The 17,791-nt window shown below is 71.7% G+C and carries 14 protein-coding genes; 2 read left to right on the forward strand and 12 right to left on the reverse strand.

Going from position 1 to position 17,791, the window contains the following annotated elements; genetic code table 11:
• Nucleotides 1-66: 66 nt before the first annotated feature.
• The 3 genes from ACZZY9_RS02400 to hrcA all read right to left on the reverse strand — a co-directional run bounded on the left by ACZZY9_RS02400 (nt 67) and on the right by hrcA (nt 3,015).
• Entirely contained in the window at nt 67-798 is a 732-nt protein-coding gene (locus ACZZY9_RS02400; protein WP_463462837.1) for a 16S rRNA (uracil(1498)-N(3))-methyltransferase, read from the reverse strand.
• Between the two features lie 2 nt (nt 799-800).
• The gene (dnaJ, locus tag ACZZY9_RS02405) at nt 801-1,916 is read right to left on the reverse strand and encodes a molecular chaperone DnaJ (protein ID WP_192057953.1); all 1,116 of its coding nucleotides are present in this window, start codon (nt 1,914-1,916) and stop codon (nt 801-803) included.
• A gap of 76 nt (nt 1,917-1,992) precedes the next feature.
• Nucleotides 1,993-3,015 carry a heat-inducible transcriptional repressor HrcA gene (hrcA, locus tag ACZZY9_RS02410; protein ID WP_463462838.1) on the reverse strand — a complete coding sequence of 341 codons (1,023 nt, stop codon included), beginning with the start codon at nt 3,013-3,015 and terminating at the stop codon, nt 1,993-1,995.
• 143 nt (nt 3,016-3,158) lie between these two features.
• Here hrcA and ACZZY9_RS02415 point away from each other — a divergent pair, with 143 nt between their 5' ends.
• Complete coding sequence (locus ACZZY9_RS02415; protein ID WP_463462839.1) at nt 3,159-3,632, forward strand: DUF4870 domain-containing protein; 474 nt, start codon at nt 3,159-3,161, stop codon at nt 3,630-3,632.
• An 86-nt stretch (nt 3,633-3,718) separates the two neighbouring features.
• Here ACZZY9_RS02415 and hemW read toward each other — a convergent pair whose 3' ends face one another.
• The 4 genes from hemW to ACZZY9_RS02435 all read right to left on the reverse strand — a co-directional run bounded on the left by hemW (nt 3,719) and on the right by ACZZY9_RS02435 (nt 8,770).
• Complete coding sequence (gene hemW / locus ACZZY9_RS02420; RefSeq protein WP_463462840.1) at nt 3,719-4,945, reverse strand: radical SAM family heme chaperone HemW; 1,227 nt, start codon at nt 4,943-4,945, stop codon at nt 3,719-3,721.
• A gap of 2 nt (nt 4,946-4,947) precedes the next feature.
• Nucleotides 4,948-5,703 (reverse strand): DUF1990 family protein, encoded by a 756-nt coding sequence (locus ACZZY9_RS02425; protein ID WP_463462841.1) that lies wholly within the window; start codon nt 5,701-5,703, stop codon nt 4,948-4,950.
• A gap of 4 nt (nt 5,704-5,707) precedes the next feature.
• Nucleotides 5,708-7,558, reverse strand: a complete 1,851-nt coding sequence (gene lepA, locus ACZZY9_RS02430) for a translation elongation factor 4 (protein WP_192057963.1) — start codon at nt 7,556-7,558, stop codon at nt 5,708-5,710.
• 66 nt (nt 7,559-7,624) lie between these two features.
• The gene (locus ACZZY9_RS02435; protein WP_463462842.1) at nt 7,625-8,770 is read right to left on the reverse strand and encodes a pyridoxal phosphate-dependent aminotransferase; all 1,146 of its coding nucleotides are present in this window, start codon (nt 8,768-8,770) and stop codon (nt 7,625-7,627) included.
• Nucleotides 8,771-9,014: 244 nt separating this feature from the next.
• Here ACZZY9_RS02435 and rpsT point away from each other — a divergent pair, with 244 nt between their 5' ends.
• Nucleotides 9,015-9,275: a 30S ribosomal protein S20 gene (gene rpsT, locus ACZZY9_RS02440; RefSeq protein WP_192057967.1), complete on the forward strand. Its 261-nt coding sequence runs from the start codon at nt 9,015-9,017 to the stop codon at nt 9,273-9,275.
• 103 nt (nt 9,276-9,378) lie between these two features.
• Here rpsT and holA read toward each other — a convergent pair whose 3' ends face one another.
• The 5 genes from holA to ACZZY9_RS02465 form a co-directional block, all read right to left on the reverse strand.
• Complete coding sequence (gene holA, locus ACZZY9_RS02445; RefSeq protein WP_320477973.1) at nt 9,379-10,413, reverse strand: DNA polymerase III subunit delta; 1,035 nt, start codon at nt 10,411-10,413, stop codon at nt 9,379-9,381.
• The gene (locus ACZZY9_RS02450; protein ID WP_463462843.1) at nt 10,323-12,815 is read right to left on the reverse strand and encodes a ComEC/Rec2 family competence protein; all 2,493 of its coding nucleotides are present in this window, start codon (nt 12,813-12,815) and stop codon (nt 10,323-10,325) included. Before ACZZY9_RS02450 ends, holA begins: the two co-directional genes overlap by 91 nt.
• The gene (locus ACZZY9_RS02455; RefSeq protein WP_463462844.1) at nt 12,812-13,510 is read right to left on the reverse strand and encodes a ComEA family DNA-binding protein; all 699 of its coding nucleotides are present in this window, start codon (nt 13,508-13,510) and stop codon (nt 12,812-12,814) included. Before ACZZY9_RS02455 ends, ACZZY9_RS02450 begins: the two co-directional genes overlap by 4 nt.
• Nucleotides 13,511-13,617: 107 nt before the next feature.
• Nucleotides 13,618-16,248: a leucine--tRNA ligase gene (gene leuS / locus ACZZY9_RS02460; protein ID WP_463462845.1), complete on the reverse strand. Its 2,631-nt coding sequence runs from the start codon at nt 16,246-16,248 to the stop codon at nt 13,618-13,620.
• Nucleotides 16,249-16,371: 123 nt separating this feature from the next.
• Nucleotides 16,372-17,787 (reverse strand): anthranilate synthase component I family protein, encoded by a 1,416-nt coding sequence (locus tag ACZZY9_RS02465; RefSeq protein WP_463464626.1) that lies wholly within the window; start codon nt 17,785-17,787, stop codon nt 16,372-16,374.
• Nucleotides 17,788-17,791 lie beyond the last annotated feature (4 nt).

Below are 17,791 nucleotides of genomic sequence, written 5' to 3' on the forward strand. Positions count from 1 at the left end.
GGACGGCCGGAGCCGCAGGCACGGCCACCGGCGCCGCCGCAGGCACATGAACCGCCGGCCGCAGGCCTACCAGCGCCCGAGCCGAACGCTGAGCACCGCTATCGCCGCCGGCCCGGCGGTCGACGTGCGCAGCACGGAGTCTCCCAGCCGCACCGGGGTCGCCCCCGCGGCCGCGAGCGTCTCGAGCTCGCCGGGCGAGATGCCGCCCTCGGGCCCGACCACCACCAGCACCGAGGAGGCGCCGGTCAGGTCGACCGCGGAGAGCGCGACCTCGGCGCTCGGCTCGAGCACGAGCACGCGCGCGTCGCCGGCCCGGGCCGCGATCGCCTTCGTCGTGGCGAGGCCGCCGACCTCGGGGCCCCAGGCGCGGACGGCCTGCTTGGTGGCCTCGCGGGTGATGGCGCGCCACCGGGTCAGCCCCTTCTCGACCTTGGGGCCCTCCCAGCGCGAGACGCTGCGCGCAGCCGCCCAGGGCACGACCTCGTCGACCCCGAGCTCCGTCGCCGCCTGGACGGCGAGCTCGTCGCGGTCCCCCTTGGCGAGGGCCTGCACGAGACCGAGCGTCACCACGGGGCGCGGGTGGTGCGCGACGGACTCCGTGAGCATGACGACGCGGTCGGCCCGCGCCTCCTGCACGATCCCCTCGGCGACGAGCCCTCGACCGTTGCCGACCCGGAGCGGATCGCCCACCCGCAGGCGGCTGACGGTCACCGCATGCCGCGCCTCCGCGCCGGTCAGGACGACGTCGCCGCCGACCGACGCGTCGTCGAGCGACTCGACGAGGTACGAGTGCGCCACGATCAGAAGTTCAGGAACCGGTCGCGCAGCTTGCCGAACAGCCCCTGCTGGAACTGCGACAGCTCGGGCCCCTGACCGCGTCGACCCGACGCGAACTTCTCGATGAGCTCGCGCTCTTTGTGGCTGAGCTTGGTCGGGGTCACCACCTGGACGCCGATCTTCAGGTCGCCTCGGCCGGTGCCGCGCAGCTTGGTGATGCCGCGGTCGCGGATGGTGATGATGTCGGCGCTCTGGGTGCCGGGCTTGATCTCGAGCTCGACCTCGCCGTCGATGCCGGTCAGCGTCGTCGACGTGCCGAGGATCGCGTCGGCCATCTGCACCTCGAGCGTCGCCAGCAGGTCGTCGCCGTCGCGGCTGTAGGTGTCGTGGTGCTTGACCTTGACCTCGAGGTAGAGGTCGCCGTTCGGCCCGCCGGCCTGGCCGACCTCGCCCTGACCGGGCAGCTGCAGTCGGAGACCCGTGTCGACGCCCGCGGGGATGTCGATCGGGATGGTGCGGCGCGCACGGACGCGACCCTGCCCCTGGCAGGTGGCGCACGGGTTGGGGATGACCGTGCCGTAGCCGCGGCAGGTGCCGCACGGGCTCGACGTCATGACGTTGCCGAGCAGCGAGCGGACGGTGCGCTGGATCTGACCCGATCCGTTGCAGATGTCGCAGGTCTGGGGCGAGGTGCCGGGCGCGCAGCACGAGCCGTTGCAGGTCTCGCAGAGCACGGCCGTGTCGACCTCGATGTCGCGCTGCGTTCCGAAGACGATGTCGTCGAGCTCGACCTCGAGGCGCAGCAGCGCGTCTTGACCGCGCTCGCGCCGCGATCGCGGACCCTGCCGCTGACCGCCGCCTCCGCCGCCGAAGAACGCGTCGAAGATGTCGCCGAAGCCCGCGGCCCCGCCGCCGCCCCCGCCGCCGAACCCGGCCTGCGGGCCGAGGTCGTAGCGCTCGCGCTGCTGCGGGTCGCTCAGGACGTCGTAGGCGTGCGTGACGTCTTTGAAGCGCTCGGACGCGTCGGCGCTCGGGTTCACGTCGGGGTGCAGCTCGCGGGCGAGTCTGCGGTACGCCTTCTTGATCTCTTCGGGCGTCGCCGACCGGTCGACTCCGAGCACGTCGTAATGATCTGCCACTTGTTTCGTCTACCTCTTGGTGTCGTAGCTGGAAGGTGGGGGAAGAAGGGGAGGCCGAGGAGGCGCGGGTCGGGTCTCAGCGCTCGGCGAGGGTCGACGACAGGTAGCGGGCCACCGCGCGGACGGCCGCCATGTTCGACGAGTAGTCCATCCGCAGGGGGCCGAGCACGCCGATGCGGGCGATCTCGCTGCCCGACGAGGTGTAGCCGCTCGCCAGGACCGAGGTCTGCGCGAGCCCGAACGAGGCGTTCTCGCGACCGATGCTGGCCACCACGTCGACGGCGTCGAGTTGCATCTCGCCGAAGAGCCGGAGCAGCGCGACCTGTTCTTCGATGGCCTCGAGCACAGGATAGAGGTTGCCGCTGAAGTCGTCGCCGGTACGGACGAGATTCGCCGCGCCCGACATGACGAGACGGTCCTGGCGGCCCGCGGCCAGCTGTTCGACGAGGCTCGCGACGACGCGACGCACGATGGCCGCGAGGTCGGGCCGGAAGCGCTCCGGCAGGTCGCTGAGCGATCGGGCGGCGTCGCTGAGCGCGGCGCCCCCGACGACGGCGTTGACCGACGCCCGCAGCTCGGAGAGGAACACCTCGTCGACGGGCGTGGGCAGATCGATCAGGCGCTGCTCGACCTGGCCGCTGTCGGTGATGAGGACGGTCATCACCCGCGTCTCGCCGAGGCTGACCAGCTCGATGTGCCGCACGCGTGCCCGCGAGAACGAGGGGTACTGCACGAGCGCGACCTGGTTGGTCAGCTGCGAGAGGAGTCGGACCGTGCGCCCGAGGACCTCGTCGAGATCGGTCGAGTCGCCGAGGAACGTCTCGATGGCCTGACGCTGCGCCGAGGTGAGCGGACGCAGATCGGCCAGCTCGTTGACGAAGAGGCGGTAGCCCTTGTCGGTCGGGACCCGGCCCGACGACGTGTGAGGCGCCGTGATCAGCTTCTCCTCTTCGAGGAGGGCCATGTCGTTGCGGATCGTCGCGGCCGACACGCCGAACTGGTGCCGCTCGACGATCGACTTCGAGCCGACGGGCTCACGGGAGGCGACGTAGTCGTGCACGATGACACGGAGGACTTCGAGTCCGCGTTCCGAGACCACGACGCACCTCTCTTCCGACTGTCTGGCACTCGCCGTACCAGACTGCCAATCCTACGTCACGTGCGCCACGCGACCTACACCCGGCGTACTCGGCATCCGGAGCTCCCTACGGCCCGCGGGGTGGTCTGCCCTAGGGTGAGGCCATGACCGACATGCCTCCTTCGCAACCGAACGACCCCCGCGCGGGCCAGCAGCCCTTCGGCCAGCAGCCGAACGGCCAGCCGCCCTACAGCCAGCAGCCGAACGGCCAGCCGCCCTACGGTCACCAGGGGCAGCCGTCCGTCCCGCCGATGCGTCCGGAGGACGAGAAGCTCTGGGCGACGCTGATCCACCTCGGCGGCATCCTGTTCTGGATCGTCCCCGCACTGGTGGGCTACCTCGTCCTGAAGGACCGCGGCCCGTTCATCCGCGAGCACACCCGTGCCGCCCTGAACTTCCAGATCACCATGGCCATCGTGCTGGTCGCGTCGGGTCTGCTCAGCGTCATCATCATCGGGGCCATCACCGGCTTCGCCGCCGGCGTCGTCATCGTGATCTTCTCGATCATCGCCGCCGTCGCCGCCAACCGCGGCCAGTACTACAAGTACCCGCTGACCTTCGAGTTCATCAAGAACTGAGGCACGGAACCGAACGAAGGGCGCACCTCCCGAAGGAGGCGCGCCCTTCGTCGTCCGTCGAGCTCGCGACGGTCACGGGGCCCGCTCTACGACGGCAGGAGTCGGCGGACGACCGCGTCGGCCATGAGGCGGCCCTCGCGGGTCAGCACGACACGCCCCTGGAGGGCGGGGCGACCCTCGACCCAGCCGTCGGCGATGAGCCCGGCGACGGCCTGACGACCGTCGTCGTCGAGTTCGGACACCGGCAGCCCCTCGCGGATCCGGACACCGAGGAGGACCCGCTCGACCCGACGCGTCTCGTCGTCGAGGGTCTCGCGGCCTGCGCCCGGCGACTGCTCGGCCGCCATGCGCTGCTGGTAGGCCGCCGGGTGCTTGACGTTCCACCAGCGGACTCCCCCGACGTGGCTGTGCGCGCCCGGGCCGACCCCCCACCAGTCGTGGCCCTGCCAGTAGGCGAGATTGTGCCGGGAGCGGTGGTCGACTCCGCGCGACCAGTTGCTCACCTCGTACCAGTCGTAGCCGTCGGCCGCCAGGCGGTCGTCGGCCACCTCGTACATGTCGGCCGCGAGGTCGTCGTCCGGCGTCGCGACCTCGCCGCGGCGGATCTGGCGGGCCAGCTTCGTGCCGTCCTCGACGATGAGCGCGTACGCCGAGAGGTGATCGGGCTGCTGCGCGATCGCGACGTCGAGGGAGCGCTTCCAGTCGTCGAGCGTCTCGCCGGGGGTGCCGTAGATCAGGTCGAGGCTGACGTCGAGGCCCGCCTCGCGAGCCCACTCGACGACGAGCGGGATGCGCTCGGGGTCGTGGGTGCGCTCGAGGGTCGCCAGCACGCTCGGCACGGCCGACTGCATGCCGAAGCTGACCCTCGTGAAGCCGGACGCCTTGAGCGCCCGGAGGTAGTCGGCGTCGACGCTGTCGGGGTTCGCCTCGGTGGTCACCTCGGCGCCGTCGACGAGACCCCAGGTGTCGACGACCGCGTGCAGCATCTCGGCCAGGTCGGACTGCGGCAGCATCGTCGGCGTACCGCCGCCGAAGAAGACGGTCGACGCGGGTCGCGCCGGCAGACCGGCCTCGGCGAGGACGCGACCACCGAGCGCGACCTCGGCGACGGCCTGCCCGGCGTAGTCGTCGCGCTTGGCGCCGCGCAGCTCGTCGCCGGTGTACGTGTTGAAGTCGCAGTAGCCGCAGCGGACACGGCAGAACGGGACGTGCAGGTAGACGCCGAAGTTGCGCTGGTCGGCCCCCGCGACGACCGACGACGGGAGACCGCCGTCGACGGGTGCGGGGTCACCGAGCGGGAGGGTGCTCGGCACCCTCAGTCGTCCAGCCGACGGAGGGTCGGGTCTTCGGGGGCGGTCTCGGGCGACTCGGCAGCCGTGATCGCCGCCGCGTCGAGGTCCGTCTCGGGCTCGGGGCCGGGCTCGCTGATCGACAGCGCCCGGAGGTAGCGACGCGTGTACAGGGCCTGCGTGCGCTTCATGAACGGCTCGACGAGCTTCCAGCGGAGCGACGACGGACGCGAGAACGAGCGGATCGAGAGCCAGACCGAGCCGTCGTCGGTCTGATCGACGATCCACGACTCCTCGCCGCTCTCGGGGTGCCCGTCGAGGGTGCCGTAGGCGAATCCCTTGCGCTTGGGCTCGTCGATCACGTAGACCACCCTGACCGGCGCCTCCACCTTGCGCCCGTAGGCCTCGATGGTGAGCGTCGCGGTCGTCCCGGCCGTGAGCAGGGGCGTGCCGTCGGGGGCGAAGCGCGCCTCGTCGGGCGAGCGCGACCAGTGCGCCGGGTCGACGGGTGCGCCGTTCTCGTCGAAGGTGACGGGCGTGTAGCCGCCCTCCTCGAGGGGCGGGACGACGTCGACCCGGACCTCGATGCCGCTGCGGCGCTGGATCTGCCAGGTCATCGTCGCGATCCAGGCCGCCTCGAACCGGGCGTCGCCGTGACCGACGCGGGTGCGGTACTCGGCGGGTGTGAAGCCCGTCGGCGGGTACTGCATCAGGTCGGGGGCCTGCGTGGCCCCGACCTCGCCGTACGTCGTACGGGTCTCGGTGTACGTCGCGCGTCTCATGCGACTACTTCTTGTCTTTCTTCTCGGTGTCACCCGAGAGCGCGGCGATGAACGCCTCCTGCGGCACCTCGACGCGACCGATGGTCTTCATGCGCTTCTTGCCCTCCTTCTGCTTCTCGAGCAGCTTGCGCTTTCGCGAGATGTCGCCTCCGTAGCACTTGGCGAGGACGTCCTTCCGCATGGCGCGGATGCTCTCGCGCGCGATGATGCGCGCTCCGATGGCGGCCTGGATGGGGACCTCGAACTGCTGACGCGGGATCAGCTCGCGGAGGCGCCCGGTCATCAGCACCCCGTAGGCGTACGCCTTGTCGCGGTGGACGATCGCACTGAAGGCGTCGACCGTCTCGCCCTGCAGCAGGATGTCGACCTTGACGAGGTCCGCCTCCTGGTCGCCGATGGGCTCGTAGTCGAGGCTCGCGTAGCCGGCCGTCTTCGACTTGAGGCTGTCGAAGAAGTCGAACACGATCTCGCCGAGCGGGATCGAGTAGCGGATCTCGACACGGTCTTCGCCGAGGTACTCCATGCCGAGCAGATTGCCGCGGCGCTGCTGGCAGAGCTCCATGATGACGCCGACGTAGTCTTTCGGCGCCAGGATCGCGGCCTTCACCATGGGCTCGCTGACGCTCGCGATCTTGCCCCCGGGGAACTCGCTCGGGTTCGTCACTGTGATGGTCTTCTTGTCGTCGGTCATGACCTCGTAGACGACGCTCGGGGCCGTGGTGATGAGGTCGAGGCCGAACTCGCGCTCGAGGCGCTCGGTGATGATCTCGAGGTGCAGCAGACCCAGGAACCCGCAGCGGAAGCCGAAGCCGAGCGCGACGGACGTCTCGGGCTCGTAGACCAGCGCGGCGTCCGACAGCTTCAGCTTGTCGAGCGCCTCGCGGAGGTCGGGGTAGTCGCTGCCGTCGATCGGGTAGAGGCCCGAGTAGACCATCGGGAGGGGCTCGACGTAGCCGGCCAGCGCCTCCGTCGCGGGCTTCGCCGCCGTGGTGACGGTGTCGCCGACCTTCGAGAGCCGCACGTCTTTGACGCCGGTGATGAGGTAGCCGACCTCGCCGACCGAGAGCCCCTGGCTCGGCGTGGGCTCGGGCGACGAGACGCCGATCTCGAGGATCTCGTGCGTCGACTTCGTCGACATCATCTGGACCTTCTCGCGCGGGTTCAGCGTGCCGTCGATCATGCGGATGTAGGTCACGACCCCGCGGTAGCTGTCGTAGACCGAGTCGAAGATCATGGCGCGGGGCGAGGCGTCGAAGTCTCCTGTCGGCGACGGGATGCGGTCGACGACGCGGTCGAGCAGCTCTTCGACGCCCATGCCCGTCTTGCCGCTGACCCGCAGGACGTCGTCGGGGTCGCCGCCGATCAGACCGGCCAGCTCGGCCGCGTACTTCTCGGGGTCGGCGGCGGGGAGGTCGATCTTGTTCAGGACGGGGATGATCTCGAGGTCGTTCTCGAGGGCGAGGTAGAGGTTCGCAAGCGTCTGAGCCTCGATGCCCTGCGCCGCGTCGACGAGCAGGATCGCGCCCTCGCAGGCCGCCAGCGATCGGCTGACCTCGTAGCTGAAGTCGACGTGCCCAGGGGTGTCGATCATGTTGAGGGCGAAGGTCTCGCCGTTGCGCTCCCATGGCATGCGGACGGCCTGGCTCTTGATCGTGATGCCGCGCTCGCGCTCGATGTCCATGCGGTCGAGGTACTGGGCGCGCATCGCGCGGTCTTCGACGACGCCGGTGATGCCCAGCATGCGGTCGGCCAGGGTCGACTTGCCGTGGTCGATGTGGGCGATGATGCAGAAGTTGCGGAGCGACGCGGGCGGTGTCGACGCCGGTTGCAGTGCACGGGAGGCTAGGGGGCTCACACGATCCTCAGGGGGTGTTGGGCGGGGGGCGCGTCGATTCTCCCACGCCGGGGCGGGAAACCGGGTCTAGGCGATCGGCGCCGGGAGCTTCGACAGGCCGCGGGTGAGCACCTCGGGCTCCGTCGCGAGGCAGACGCGGATCCAGCCCTCGCCGCTCCGGCCGAAGGCGCTGCCCGGCGCGACGGCCACGCGTTCGGTCAGCAGCAGCCGCTCGGCCCACGAGGCCACGTCCCCGCCGGAGGCGTGCGACATGTCGATCCAGAGGTAGAAGGCGCCGGTCGGCTCGAGGTAGCGGATGCCCCGCTCGTCGAGCAGGGACGTCGCGAGCTCGAGGTTCTGGCGGTAGTGGTCGCGGGCGTCGGCGACCGGCTGATGATCGCCCACGACGGCCGCGAGGGCCGCGTGCTGGTCGGGTTCGGCGACGCAGCTGATCTGCGCCTCCTGCACCGTCCGCATCGTGTCGGCCAGCCCCTTCGGGGTCACGAGGTAGCCGACCCGGACACCGGTCATGGCGTAGGTCTTGCTCAGCGAGAAGACGCTGAAGACGCGGTCGTCGTGATCGAGCGAGGCGAGGCTGATGTGCTTCGACCCGTAGGTGAAGTACTCGTAGACCTCGTCGCTGATCACCCAGAGGTCGTGCCGGCGGGCGAAGTCGAGGAGGCGCACCAGGGTCTCTTCCGAGTACACGACGCCGAGCGGATTGGAGGGCGAGTTGACCACGATCGCGCGCGTGCGGTCGCCGACCAGCCGGTCGAGCTCGTCGATGTCGGGCACGAAGTCGGCGGCGGGGGCGAGCGTGTAGGGCACCGGGACCGCGTCGAGCATGTGGGCGTTCATCGTGAAGGTCGTGTAGCCCGGGTCGGGCACGAGCACCTCGTCGCCGGCGGCGAGCAGCAGACCCATGGTCTGGTGCAGCGCCTGCGTGCCGCCGATCGTCACCCAGACCTGCTCGACGTCGACGTGGATGTCGTTCTCGCGGGCGAGCTTCGCGACCAGCGCCTCGCGCAGCGGCGCGATGCCGCCGTTCGGCGTGTAGTTCGTGCGGTCTTCGGACCACGCCCGGCGGGCGGCGTCGCCGATGTGCCGGGCGACGGGCACGTCGGGCTCGCCGATCACGAGCATGTCGACGTCGTCGAGCTGGGCGGCGATCTCGAAGACGCGACGGATGCCGGAGGCGGGGACGGAGGTCATGTGCGGGGCGAGCTGCGGCATGATGGCACGGTACTACGCACGACACGGCGCGCCGCCCGACGGCTGTTCGTTGAGACTCGGGCCACCTGCTGGTAACGTTGCCTGTTGGCTTACGCGTTACGTCTGCACGGGCGGAACGCGATCGCAGCCGAGAGCCGCTCCGGTGGCCATCACCGGCGGCAGCACCGGGTCGATCGACGAGAGTCGATCGGTCGCTCGGCTGGCGCACATCCGTCCGAGACACAGAATCCAGAAAGTAGTTCACGTGGCAAACATCAAGTCGCAGATCAAGCGCATCGGCACCAACAAGAAGGCCCAGGACCGCAACCGCGCGGTCAAGAGCGAGCTCAAGACCGCCGTCCGCGCGACGCGCGAGGCGATCACCGCTGGCGACAAGGACAAGGCCACCTCGGCCCTCCTCGTCGCGTCAAAGAAGCTCGACAAGGCCGCCAGCAAGGGTGTCATCCACCAGAACCAGGCCGCGAACCGCAAGTCGTCGATCGCGAAGCAGGTCGGCGCTCTCTGAGTCGCTCCCCCCGTACGAAGGCCCCGTCTCGATCGAGACGGGGCCTTCGTCGTTCCCCGGGGCCGCACCGCCGCCGAGGCGGGGCCGAGTCAGCGGGGCCGGGTCAGCGGGGGCGGTCGCCCCGCATCGAGATGACCGTGACCATGCGCTCGAGCGCGTAGACGGCGTCGCGTTCGGCGCCCTTGACGGCCGCATCGGTCTCGGCGACGACCTCGATGCAGCGCCCGAGGCCGTCCTCGCTCCAGCCCCGCACCTCCCGCTGGGCCCGTTCGACCTGCCACGGCGCCATGCCGAGTCGCGACGCGAGCTGACCCGACGGACCGTAGGCCCCGTGCACCTTGGCCATGCCGCGGATCTTCATCGCGAAGGCCGCGACGACGGGCACCGGGTCGGCGCCCGATGCGAGCGCGTGGCGCAGCAGCACGAGGGCCTCGCCCTGCCTCCCGGCGACGGCCATGTCGGCGACCTTGAACGAGTTCGTCTCGACCCGCCCCTCGTAGTACTTCTCGACCGTGGCCTCGGTGATCTCCTCCGCGGCGTCCGAGATGAGCTGCTGGCAGGCGCTGGCCAGCTCGGCGAGATCGTCGGAGAACGCCGTGACGAGCGCCCGCAGCGCCCCCGAGGTGACCCGTCGACGTTCGGACGCGAACTCGGCGGCGGCGAAGTCGAGCTTCTCGGTGTCCTTCTTCAGCTCGGCGCAGACCACCTCGAGCCCCTGGCCGGTGCCGCCGCGGATCGTGTCGAGCAGCTTCTTGCCGCGCACTCCCCCGCCGTGCCGCAGCACGAGGTAGGTGTCGTCGGCGGGCGACTCGAGGTACCGCAGGGTCTCGGTGAGGAACGCGTCGGTGCACTTCTCGACGTTGGCCACGCGGATGAGACGCGGCTCGGCGAACAGCGACGGGCTCGCGAGGGTGATCAGCTCGCCCGGCTGGTAGTGATCGGCCTCGAGGTCGTTGACCTCGAGACTGGGGTCTTCGGCGGTGAGCTGGTCGCGCAGCTGCCGCACGGCGCGGTCGGCCAGGAACTGCTCGGGGCCGCTGACGAGGATCACGGCGGCGGGCCGGATTCTGTCCCATCCGACCTGATCGATGGCGACACCGGTCTTCTTCGCCGGCTTGGCACTCGCTCGCGCGGCCACGGTCCTCCTCCGGCGACCGGATGCGGAACGGACGCCGCGACCAGCGTAGACGAGGCCTCCGACGAGGAGGCGCGCTCACGCCACAGACGGAGCCCGCCGTCGCCGACCACCACCGCCGCGGAGCCGTCCAGGTCCGACCGGGCCACGGCGGACGCGGTCTCGTCGAGCACGGCGAGCAGCGAGTCGGTCGGATGCCCGTAGGTGTTGTCGGCCCCCACACCGACGAGCGCCACGGCCGCGCCGAGCGACCGGTAGAGACCGGGGTCCTGATCGGCCGAACCGTGGTGGGCCACCTTCACGACGTCGACCCGCTCGGGCAGCTTCACGGTCGCGGACAGGCGGCGTTGCGCCTCGGCCCCGAGATCGCCGAGGGCCATGAGATCGAGGCACCCCGCGCGGCACCCGGCCGTCGGTCGGAAGCGCGTGACCAGACTCGCGTCGTTGCCCGGTGGCGGCGAGGCGCCCTCGAGGGGCGGCCACAGCACCTCCCAGCTCGACTCGCCCAGCACGCCCGAGGTGCCCGCCCGGGTGTCGACGACCTCGACCCCGGCGGCGACGAGCCGCTCGACGACGCGCTCGTCGGCGCTCCGCCCGGTCGGGCCGACGAGCGCGGCGTCGACGCGGCGCTCGACGGCCGCGACGGCCCCCACGTGATCGGTGTCGAAGTGGGTGAGCACGAGCAGGTCGACGCGGTCGACGCCGAACAGGTCGAGGCAGCGGTCGAGGGCGGCCTCGTCGTCGCCCGTGTCGATCAGCGCGACGCTCGCCGCACTGCGGACGAGCACGGCGTCCCCCTGCCCGACGTCGCACTGCGCGACGGTCCAGTCGTCGGGGACGCTGCCGCGGGAGCCGATCCCCGACCCCAGCACCGCGCCTCCGGCGATCACCACGACGCCGACCAGCGCCACGGCCCCGACCCGGCGCGCCCTGCTCCGCCGCCCCGAGAGCACGAGCACGACGATGAGCCCGGTCAGGGTCGCGAGCAGCCCGACGGCCACGACCCCCTGCCCCCATTCGACCCGGGCGGCCGGCCACTCCGCGACGGAGCGGGCGACCGCCGCCACCCACGAGGCGGGCGCCCAGGCCACCCCGGCGACGAGACCGGCCGCCCCCGGCGCCCATCCCGCCAGCACGCAGACCAGCAGCCCGAGGACGGTCGCCACCGGAGCGGCGGGCTCGGCGAGCACGTTGGCCGCCACGCCGTGCAGAGGCAGCCCGGGGTCGAGGAGGAGCAGCACCGGACCGCAGGCGAGCTGAGCCGCGATCGGCACGGCCAGCACGAGGGCGAGCGGTTCGGGCATCACCCGGGCGAGCAGACGGGCCAGCGGCGCGGCGAGCACGACCAGACCCGCGGTCGCGAGCACGGACAGCGCGAACCCGATGTCGCGGGAGATCCACGGGTCGGCCATCAGCATGCCCGTCACCGCGACGGCGACGACCGGAAGCCCGGAGACGGGCCTCGACCCGGCCAGATGCCCGAGCACGACGAGGGCCATCACCGTGGCCCGGACGATGCTCGCGTCGGGGGTCACCAGCACGAGGAACGCCAGCAGCACGACGGACGCCGCGACGACCCGCACCGCCCGAGGCACCCCGAGCGCGCCGCCGACCAGCATGGTGAGCGCCACGAGCACGGCGCAGTTCGAGCCCGACACCGCCGTCAGGTGCGAGAGCGACGACGTGCGCATCGCGTCGCGCAGGTCGTCGGGCACGGCCGAGGTGTCGCCGATCGTCAGCCCGGGCAGCAGCGCGCCGCCGTCGCCCGGCAGATCCGCCGCGACGGCTCGGAAGGAGGCGCGCATCGCCTCCGCCCGACCGGCCGCTCCCGAGGCGGGCGCCCCGGGTCGCAGCTCGCCGCGCGCCGCGACCACGAACGCGGCGTCGCCGCCCGGCTCGACGGGCAGCACCGTCGCCCGGAGTCCGACCCGCTGACCCACCTCGACGGCACCGGAGACCCGAGGGCCCAGCACCAGCATCGAGACGCGCCCCTGCCACACCCGCTCGCCGCTCGTCACCGAGCGGACGTCGAGCGACGCGACCTTCGAGGCGCCCGTCAGACGCTCGGACGCCGTGGCGTCGAGCTCGACCGTGTGCCCGACGAGGGCGGTGAGCTCGGGCGGGTACCGGACGTCGTGACGGACGGCGGCGCCGGCGAGCAGGAGGCCGGCCAGGCCGACGCTCACGGCCACGGCGGTCGCGGCAGCCACCGCCCGCGAGGAGGACGACCGCCCGCTGCGCGACCACGCGCGGGCCGCGACGAGCGCCGCGACCGAGGCGGCCCCCGCCACCGCGGCCGCGAGACCGAGCCGGTCGGGGCTCGGCAGCAGGGCGACGAGCGCGATCCACCCGACGGCGGCGGGCAGCGCCCAGCGCACGTCGAGCACGGGCCGGTCGTCGATCACACCGTCACCTGCGGACGCAGCTTCTCGAGGGTCTTCTCGCCGATGCCGGGGACGCCGAGCAGATCGTCGACGGAGCGGAAGGCGCCGTTCTGCTCCCGCCAGTCGAGGATCGCCGCAGCCGTCGCCGGGCCCACCCCCGGCAGGGTCTGCAGCGCGGCGTCGTCGGCGAGGTTGAGGTCGACGGCCCCGCCACCACCGGCGCCCGCGGCCCCGTCGGGGCTCGATGCTCCCCCGCCGACGTCCGCCGCGGGCTCCTCCACCGCCTCCCCCACGGCCGGCACCCGCAGCTGCTCGCCGTCGACGAGCGGTCGCGCCAGATTGACCCCCGCCTGGTCGGCGCCGTCGGCGAACCCGCCGGCCGCGGCCACGACGTCGACGACCCTCGCCCCCGCCGCCAGTTCGTAGAGACCGGGCGAGACGACGGCCCCGTGCACGTGCACGAAGAGCGCGCCGCCTGCGTTGCCCGCGTCGCCGGCCGACGCCCCCGCCCCGCCTGGCGCACCCGGCCCGGACGACGCACCGGTCGACGGAGGCGAGGTGATCGTGGTCGTCCCCGCGCCTCCTGCGGTCGAGAGGGCCGACACCACGACCGTCACGACCAGCGCGGCGAGCACGAGCACGACCGCCGCCCCGACCCCCGTCCGCCAGCGCGGCCCCCGCGACGGGTCGGGTGCGGTGCTGAACGAGACGGTCATGGCGGCACGCTACGAGCCGCCCGGCGACCTCTGCAGACGACGACGGCCGCCCTGGGGACACCAGGGCGGCCGTCGCGGACGGGGAGGACTCATCCGCCCCCGGGAGGTCACTTCACCGCGATGTTCACCAGTCGCGGCGCGCGCACGATGACGTTCACGATCTCCTTCTCGCCGATCGAGCGCTGCACGGCGGCCGACGCGCGGGCCAGGGCCTCGAGCTCTTCCGAGGCGATCTTCGGCGACACCTCGAGGCGATCGCGCACCTTGCCGTTCACCTGAACGACGGCGGTGACGCTCGTCTCGACCAGCAGGGTCGGGTCGGCCTTCCGCCAGCCGTGCTTCGCGACGGAGACGCCGTCGTAGCCGAGCTTCTCCCACATCTCGGACGCCGTGTAGGGCGCGAACAGCGAGAGCCCCAGGGTCACGGTCTCGACGGCCTCGCGGACCGCCGGGTCGCCCGCACCGGCACCCGAGTCGACGACCTTGCGGATGGCGTTGACCAGCTCCATCAGACGGGCGACGACGACGTTGAACTTGAACGCCTCGGTCAGTCCCGGCGCCTCGGCCAGGAACCGGTGGGTGACCCGGCGCAGCGCCTGGTCGCCGTCGGCCCAGACCACGTCGCGAGGGCTCGACACCTCGCCCGAGAGCCGGAACGCCCGGGCCAGGAACTTCGCCGAGCCGGCGGGCGAGACGTCCGCCCAGTCGATGTCGTCCTCCGGCGGGCCGGCGAACGCCATCGTCAGGCGGATCGCGTCGACCCCGTGCTTCTCGACCTCTTCGGAGAGCGTGACGAGGTTGCCCTTGCTCTTGCTCATCTTCGCGCCGTCTTGAAGCACCATGCCCTGGTTCAGCAGCGCGCTGAACGGCTCGGTGAAGTCGAGATGACCGAGGTCGAACAGCACCTTCGTGATGAAGCGCGCGTAGAGCAGGTGCAGGATCGCGTGCTCGACGCCCCCGACGTACTGGTCGACGGGCGCCCAGCGGTTGACGACGGCGGGGTCGAAGGCGCGGTCGGCGTCGGTCGGGCTGAGAAACCGCAGGAAGTACCACGAGCTGTCGACGAAGGTGTCCATCGTGTCGGCGTCGCGCTTCGCCGGGGTGCCGTCGATCGGGTTCGGCACGTTCACCCAGTCGGTGGCCGCGCCGAGCGGCGAGCTGCCCTTGGGCTTCAGGTCGAGACCCTCGGTGGGCGGCAGCAGCACGGGAAGCTGGTCTTCGGGCACCGGGATCTCGGTGCCGTCGGCGCCGTGCACGATCGGGATCGGCGTGCCCCAGAAGCGCTGGCGCGAGATGAGCCAGTCGCGCAGACGGTAGGTCTTGGCGCCCTTACCGGCGCCCGAGGCCTCGAGCAGCTCGATCACGCGCTTGATCGCGTTCGACTTGCTGAGCCCGGTCAACGGACCGGAGTTCATCAGGCGGCCGTCGCCCGCGAGCGCGACCCCCGTCTCGCGCGGGTTCAGCTCGGGCAGGTCGTCGGGCAGGATCGCCTGACCGTCGGCGTCGAGCTCGAGCTTCGGGATGACACCGGTCACCGGCGCGTTCGTGTCGACGACGACGCGCACGGGCAGGTCGTACTCGATGGCGAAGTCGAGGTCGCGCTGGTCGTGGGCTGGCACGGCCATGACGGCGCCGTGCCCGTAGTCGGCCAGCACGTAGTCGGCGGCCCAGACCGGCATCGGGTCGCCGGTCAGCGGGTTGACCGCGACGCGCCCGAGGGGCACGCCGGTCTTGGGGCGGTCGGTCGACTGCCGCTCGATCTCGGTCGTCTTCTGCACGGCCGTCAGGTACTCGGCGAAGCGCTCGCGCACGTCGTCCGTGGCTTCGGCCACGAGCTCGGCGGCGAGGTCGGAGTCGGGGGCGACGACCATGAAGGTCGCGCCGTAGAGCGTGTCGGGTCGGGTGGTGAAGACCGTGACCCGCTCGTCACGCCCCTCGATCTCGAAGTGCACGTCGGCGCCGACCGACCGGCCGATCCAGTTGCGCTGCATGTTCAGCACCTTCGACGGCCAGCGGCCCTCGAGCTGGTTCAGGTCGTCGAGCAGACGGTCGGCGTAGTCGGTGATCTTGAAGTACCACTGCGTCAGCTTCTTCTTGACGACGACGGCGCCCGAGCGCTCACTCGTGCCGTCGGCCAGCACCTGCTCGTTCGCGAGCACGGTCTGGTCCACAGGGTCCCAGTTGACCCAGCTGTCCTTCCGGTAGGCGAGGCCCTTCTCGTACATCTTCAGGAACAGCCACTGGTTCCACTTGTAGTACTCGGGGTCGCTGGTGTGCAGCACGCGGTCCCAGTCGAACGAGGGCGCGTAGAGCTTCATGCTCTGCTTCTGCTGCTCGATGTTCGCGTAGGTCCACTCGCGGGGGTCGACGCCGCGCTTGATGGCCGCGTTCTCGGCCGGCAGGCCGAAGCTGTCCCACCCGATCGGGTGCAGCACGTTGAAGCCCTGCTGACGCCAGTAGCGCGCGATCACGTCGCCGAGCGCGTAGCCCTCGGCGTGCCCCATGTGGAGGTCGCCCGACGGGTACGGGAACATGTCGAGGATGTACTTGCGCGGGCGCTTGTCGTCGGGGTCGACGGCGAACGGCTTCGCCTCCTCCCAGATGGCCTGCCACTTGCGCTGCAGACGCGCGACGTCGTACTCGCGCTCCTCTTCGGGGCGGGGCGGACGCTCGCCGGCGGCGGTCTTCTCGGAAGGCGCGGTGTTGTCGTGCTCGTGTGCCACGGGACTCTCATTCATTCCTGGGGAGGGACGCACCTGCTGCAGCGCACGTCGACGTGCGGGCACGGCGACCCGACGATCTAGCGTAGATGACCGGCCCGCCGTCCGCCGAACCCAGAACCACCGCTGGGGACGGCACCCTCAGGCTGGCACCGGAGGGGAGCTGCAGGAGGCGCGGGTCGGCCCGTCCGCCAGCACCGCCAGCAGGGCGGCCGCCTTCACCCCGACCTCGTCCCACTCGGCGCGGGGCACCGACGCCGAGGTCACTCCCCCGCCGACCCCGACGGTCGCCGTGCCGACGCCGTCCGCCCCGGCCCGGTCGACGACGATCGAGCGGATCACCATGGCCAGCGAGACGGTGCCGTCGAGTCCGAACGTGCCGATCGCGCCCGAGTAGATCCCCCTCGGGCGCGCCTCCCACGCCGTCAGCAGTTCGACGGCCCGGCGCTTCGGCGCGCCGGTCATCGACCCCGCGGGGAACATCGAGGCGACGGCGTCGAGCCCCGTGAGCCCGGGTCGCAGGCGTCCGCGCACGGTGCTGACGAGCTGGTGCACCGCGGGGTACGAGTGCACGGCGAAGAGCTCGACGACCTCGACGCTGCCGGGGGTGCAGACGCGCGTCAGGTCGTTCCGCACGAGGTCGACGATCATCAGGTTCTCGGCGAGCTCCTTCTCGCTCGTCGCGAGCTCGTCGGACAGCTCCGCGTCGGCGAGCGCGTCGCGCCCTCGCGGGCGGGTGCCCTTGATCGGCGACGACGAGACCGTGCCGTCGGCCGAGACCTCGACGAACGCCTCGGGCGATGCGCCGAGCACCGAGGTCTCGCCGATCCGCAAGAACGACGCGCGCGGGGCGGCCGAGGTCCGCCGGAGGCGCCGGTAGACCGCCAGATCGTCGACGGCTCCGTCGACCGCGACCCGGGTCGTGGGGCAGAGCACGTACGCCTCGCCGGCGACGATGGCCTCCTGGCAGCGGGCCACGAGCGCGAGGTACGACTCGGCGTCGTGGTCCCAGCGGGGGCGCGTCGAGGAGGCGCGGTGCGGGGCGGTCTCGAGCCGCGCCTCCTCGGCCTCCAGGTGGTCCCACCGGGCGACGACGCCCTCGAGCCAGTCGGGCGCGGCGGTGCTGACCGCCTCGACCGTGCGGAGCGCGTGATCGAAGACGAGCGCCCGGTCGGTGCGGAGCAGGGCGAGATCAGGAGGCGCGGTGCCGTCGGCGCGTTCGCCCGCGTCGTTCACGGGGTGCGCCCCGCGACCGAGTCCGCCGTCGCGGTCGAGCAGCCAGAGGCCGACCCCGTAGCCGAGCCAGCCGGCCCAGCCGAGCGGATCTGCGTCGGTGCTCGGCTCGGAGAGGTCGTCGTGCAGCGCCGACCAGACCGCGTCGAGGCGACCGCCGGACGCGGAAGCGGTCACGGCCTCGCCCCACGCCACCACCGATCGACCGGTCGCGGCGTCGAGCCCGGCGTCGATCCAGACCACGTCTCCCTCGGTCGCGAGACACGACACCACGAGTTCTGGGTCGCGCCACTCGAGCGGCGCACGGACCACCGGAGGACGCATAGCC

This window comes from Frigoribacterium sp. AC394, assembly GCF_979258095.1.

Coding starts and splice junctions, on each gene's coding strand:
- ACZZY9_RS02435 (WP_463462842.1), bottom strand. CDS start 8,770: ATGCCGCAGCTCGCCCCGCACATGACCTCCGTCCCCGCCTCCGGCATC.
- ACZZY9_RS02455 (WP_463462844.1), bottom strand. CDS start 13,510: ATGACCGTCTCGTTCAGCACCGCACCCGACCCGTCGCGGGGGCCGCGC.
- ACZZY9_RS02465 (WP_463464626.1), bottom strand. CDS start 17,787: ATGCGTCCTCCGGTGGTCCGTGCGCCGCTCGAGTGGCGCGACCCAGAA.
- leuS (WP_463462845.1), bottom strand. CDS start 16,248: ATGAATGAGAGTCCCGTGGCACACGAGCACGACAACACCGCGCCTTCC.
- ACZZY9_RS02425 (WP_463462841.1), bottom strand. CDS start 5,703: ATGAGACGCGCGACGTACACCGAGACCCGTACGACGTACGGCGAGGTC.
- ACZZY9_RS02415 (WP_463462839.1), top strand. CDS start 3,159: ATGACCGACATGCCTCCTTCGCAACCGAACGACCCCCGCGCGGGCCAG.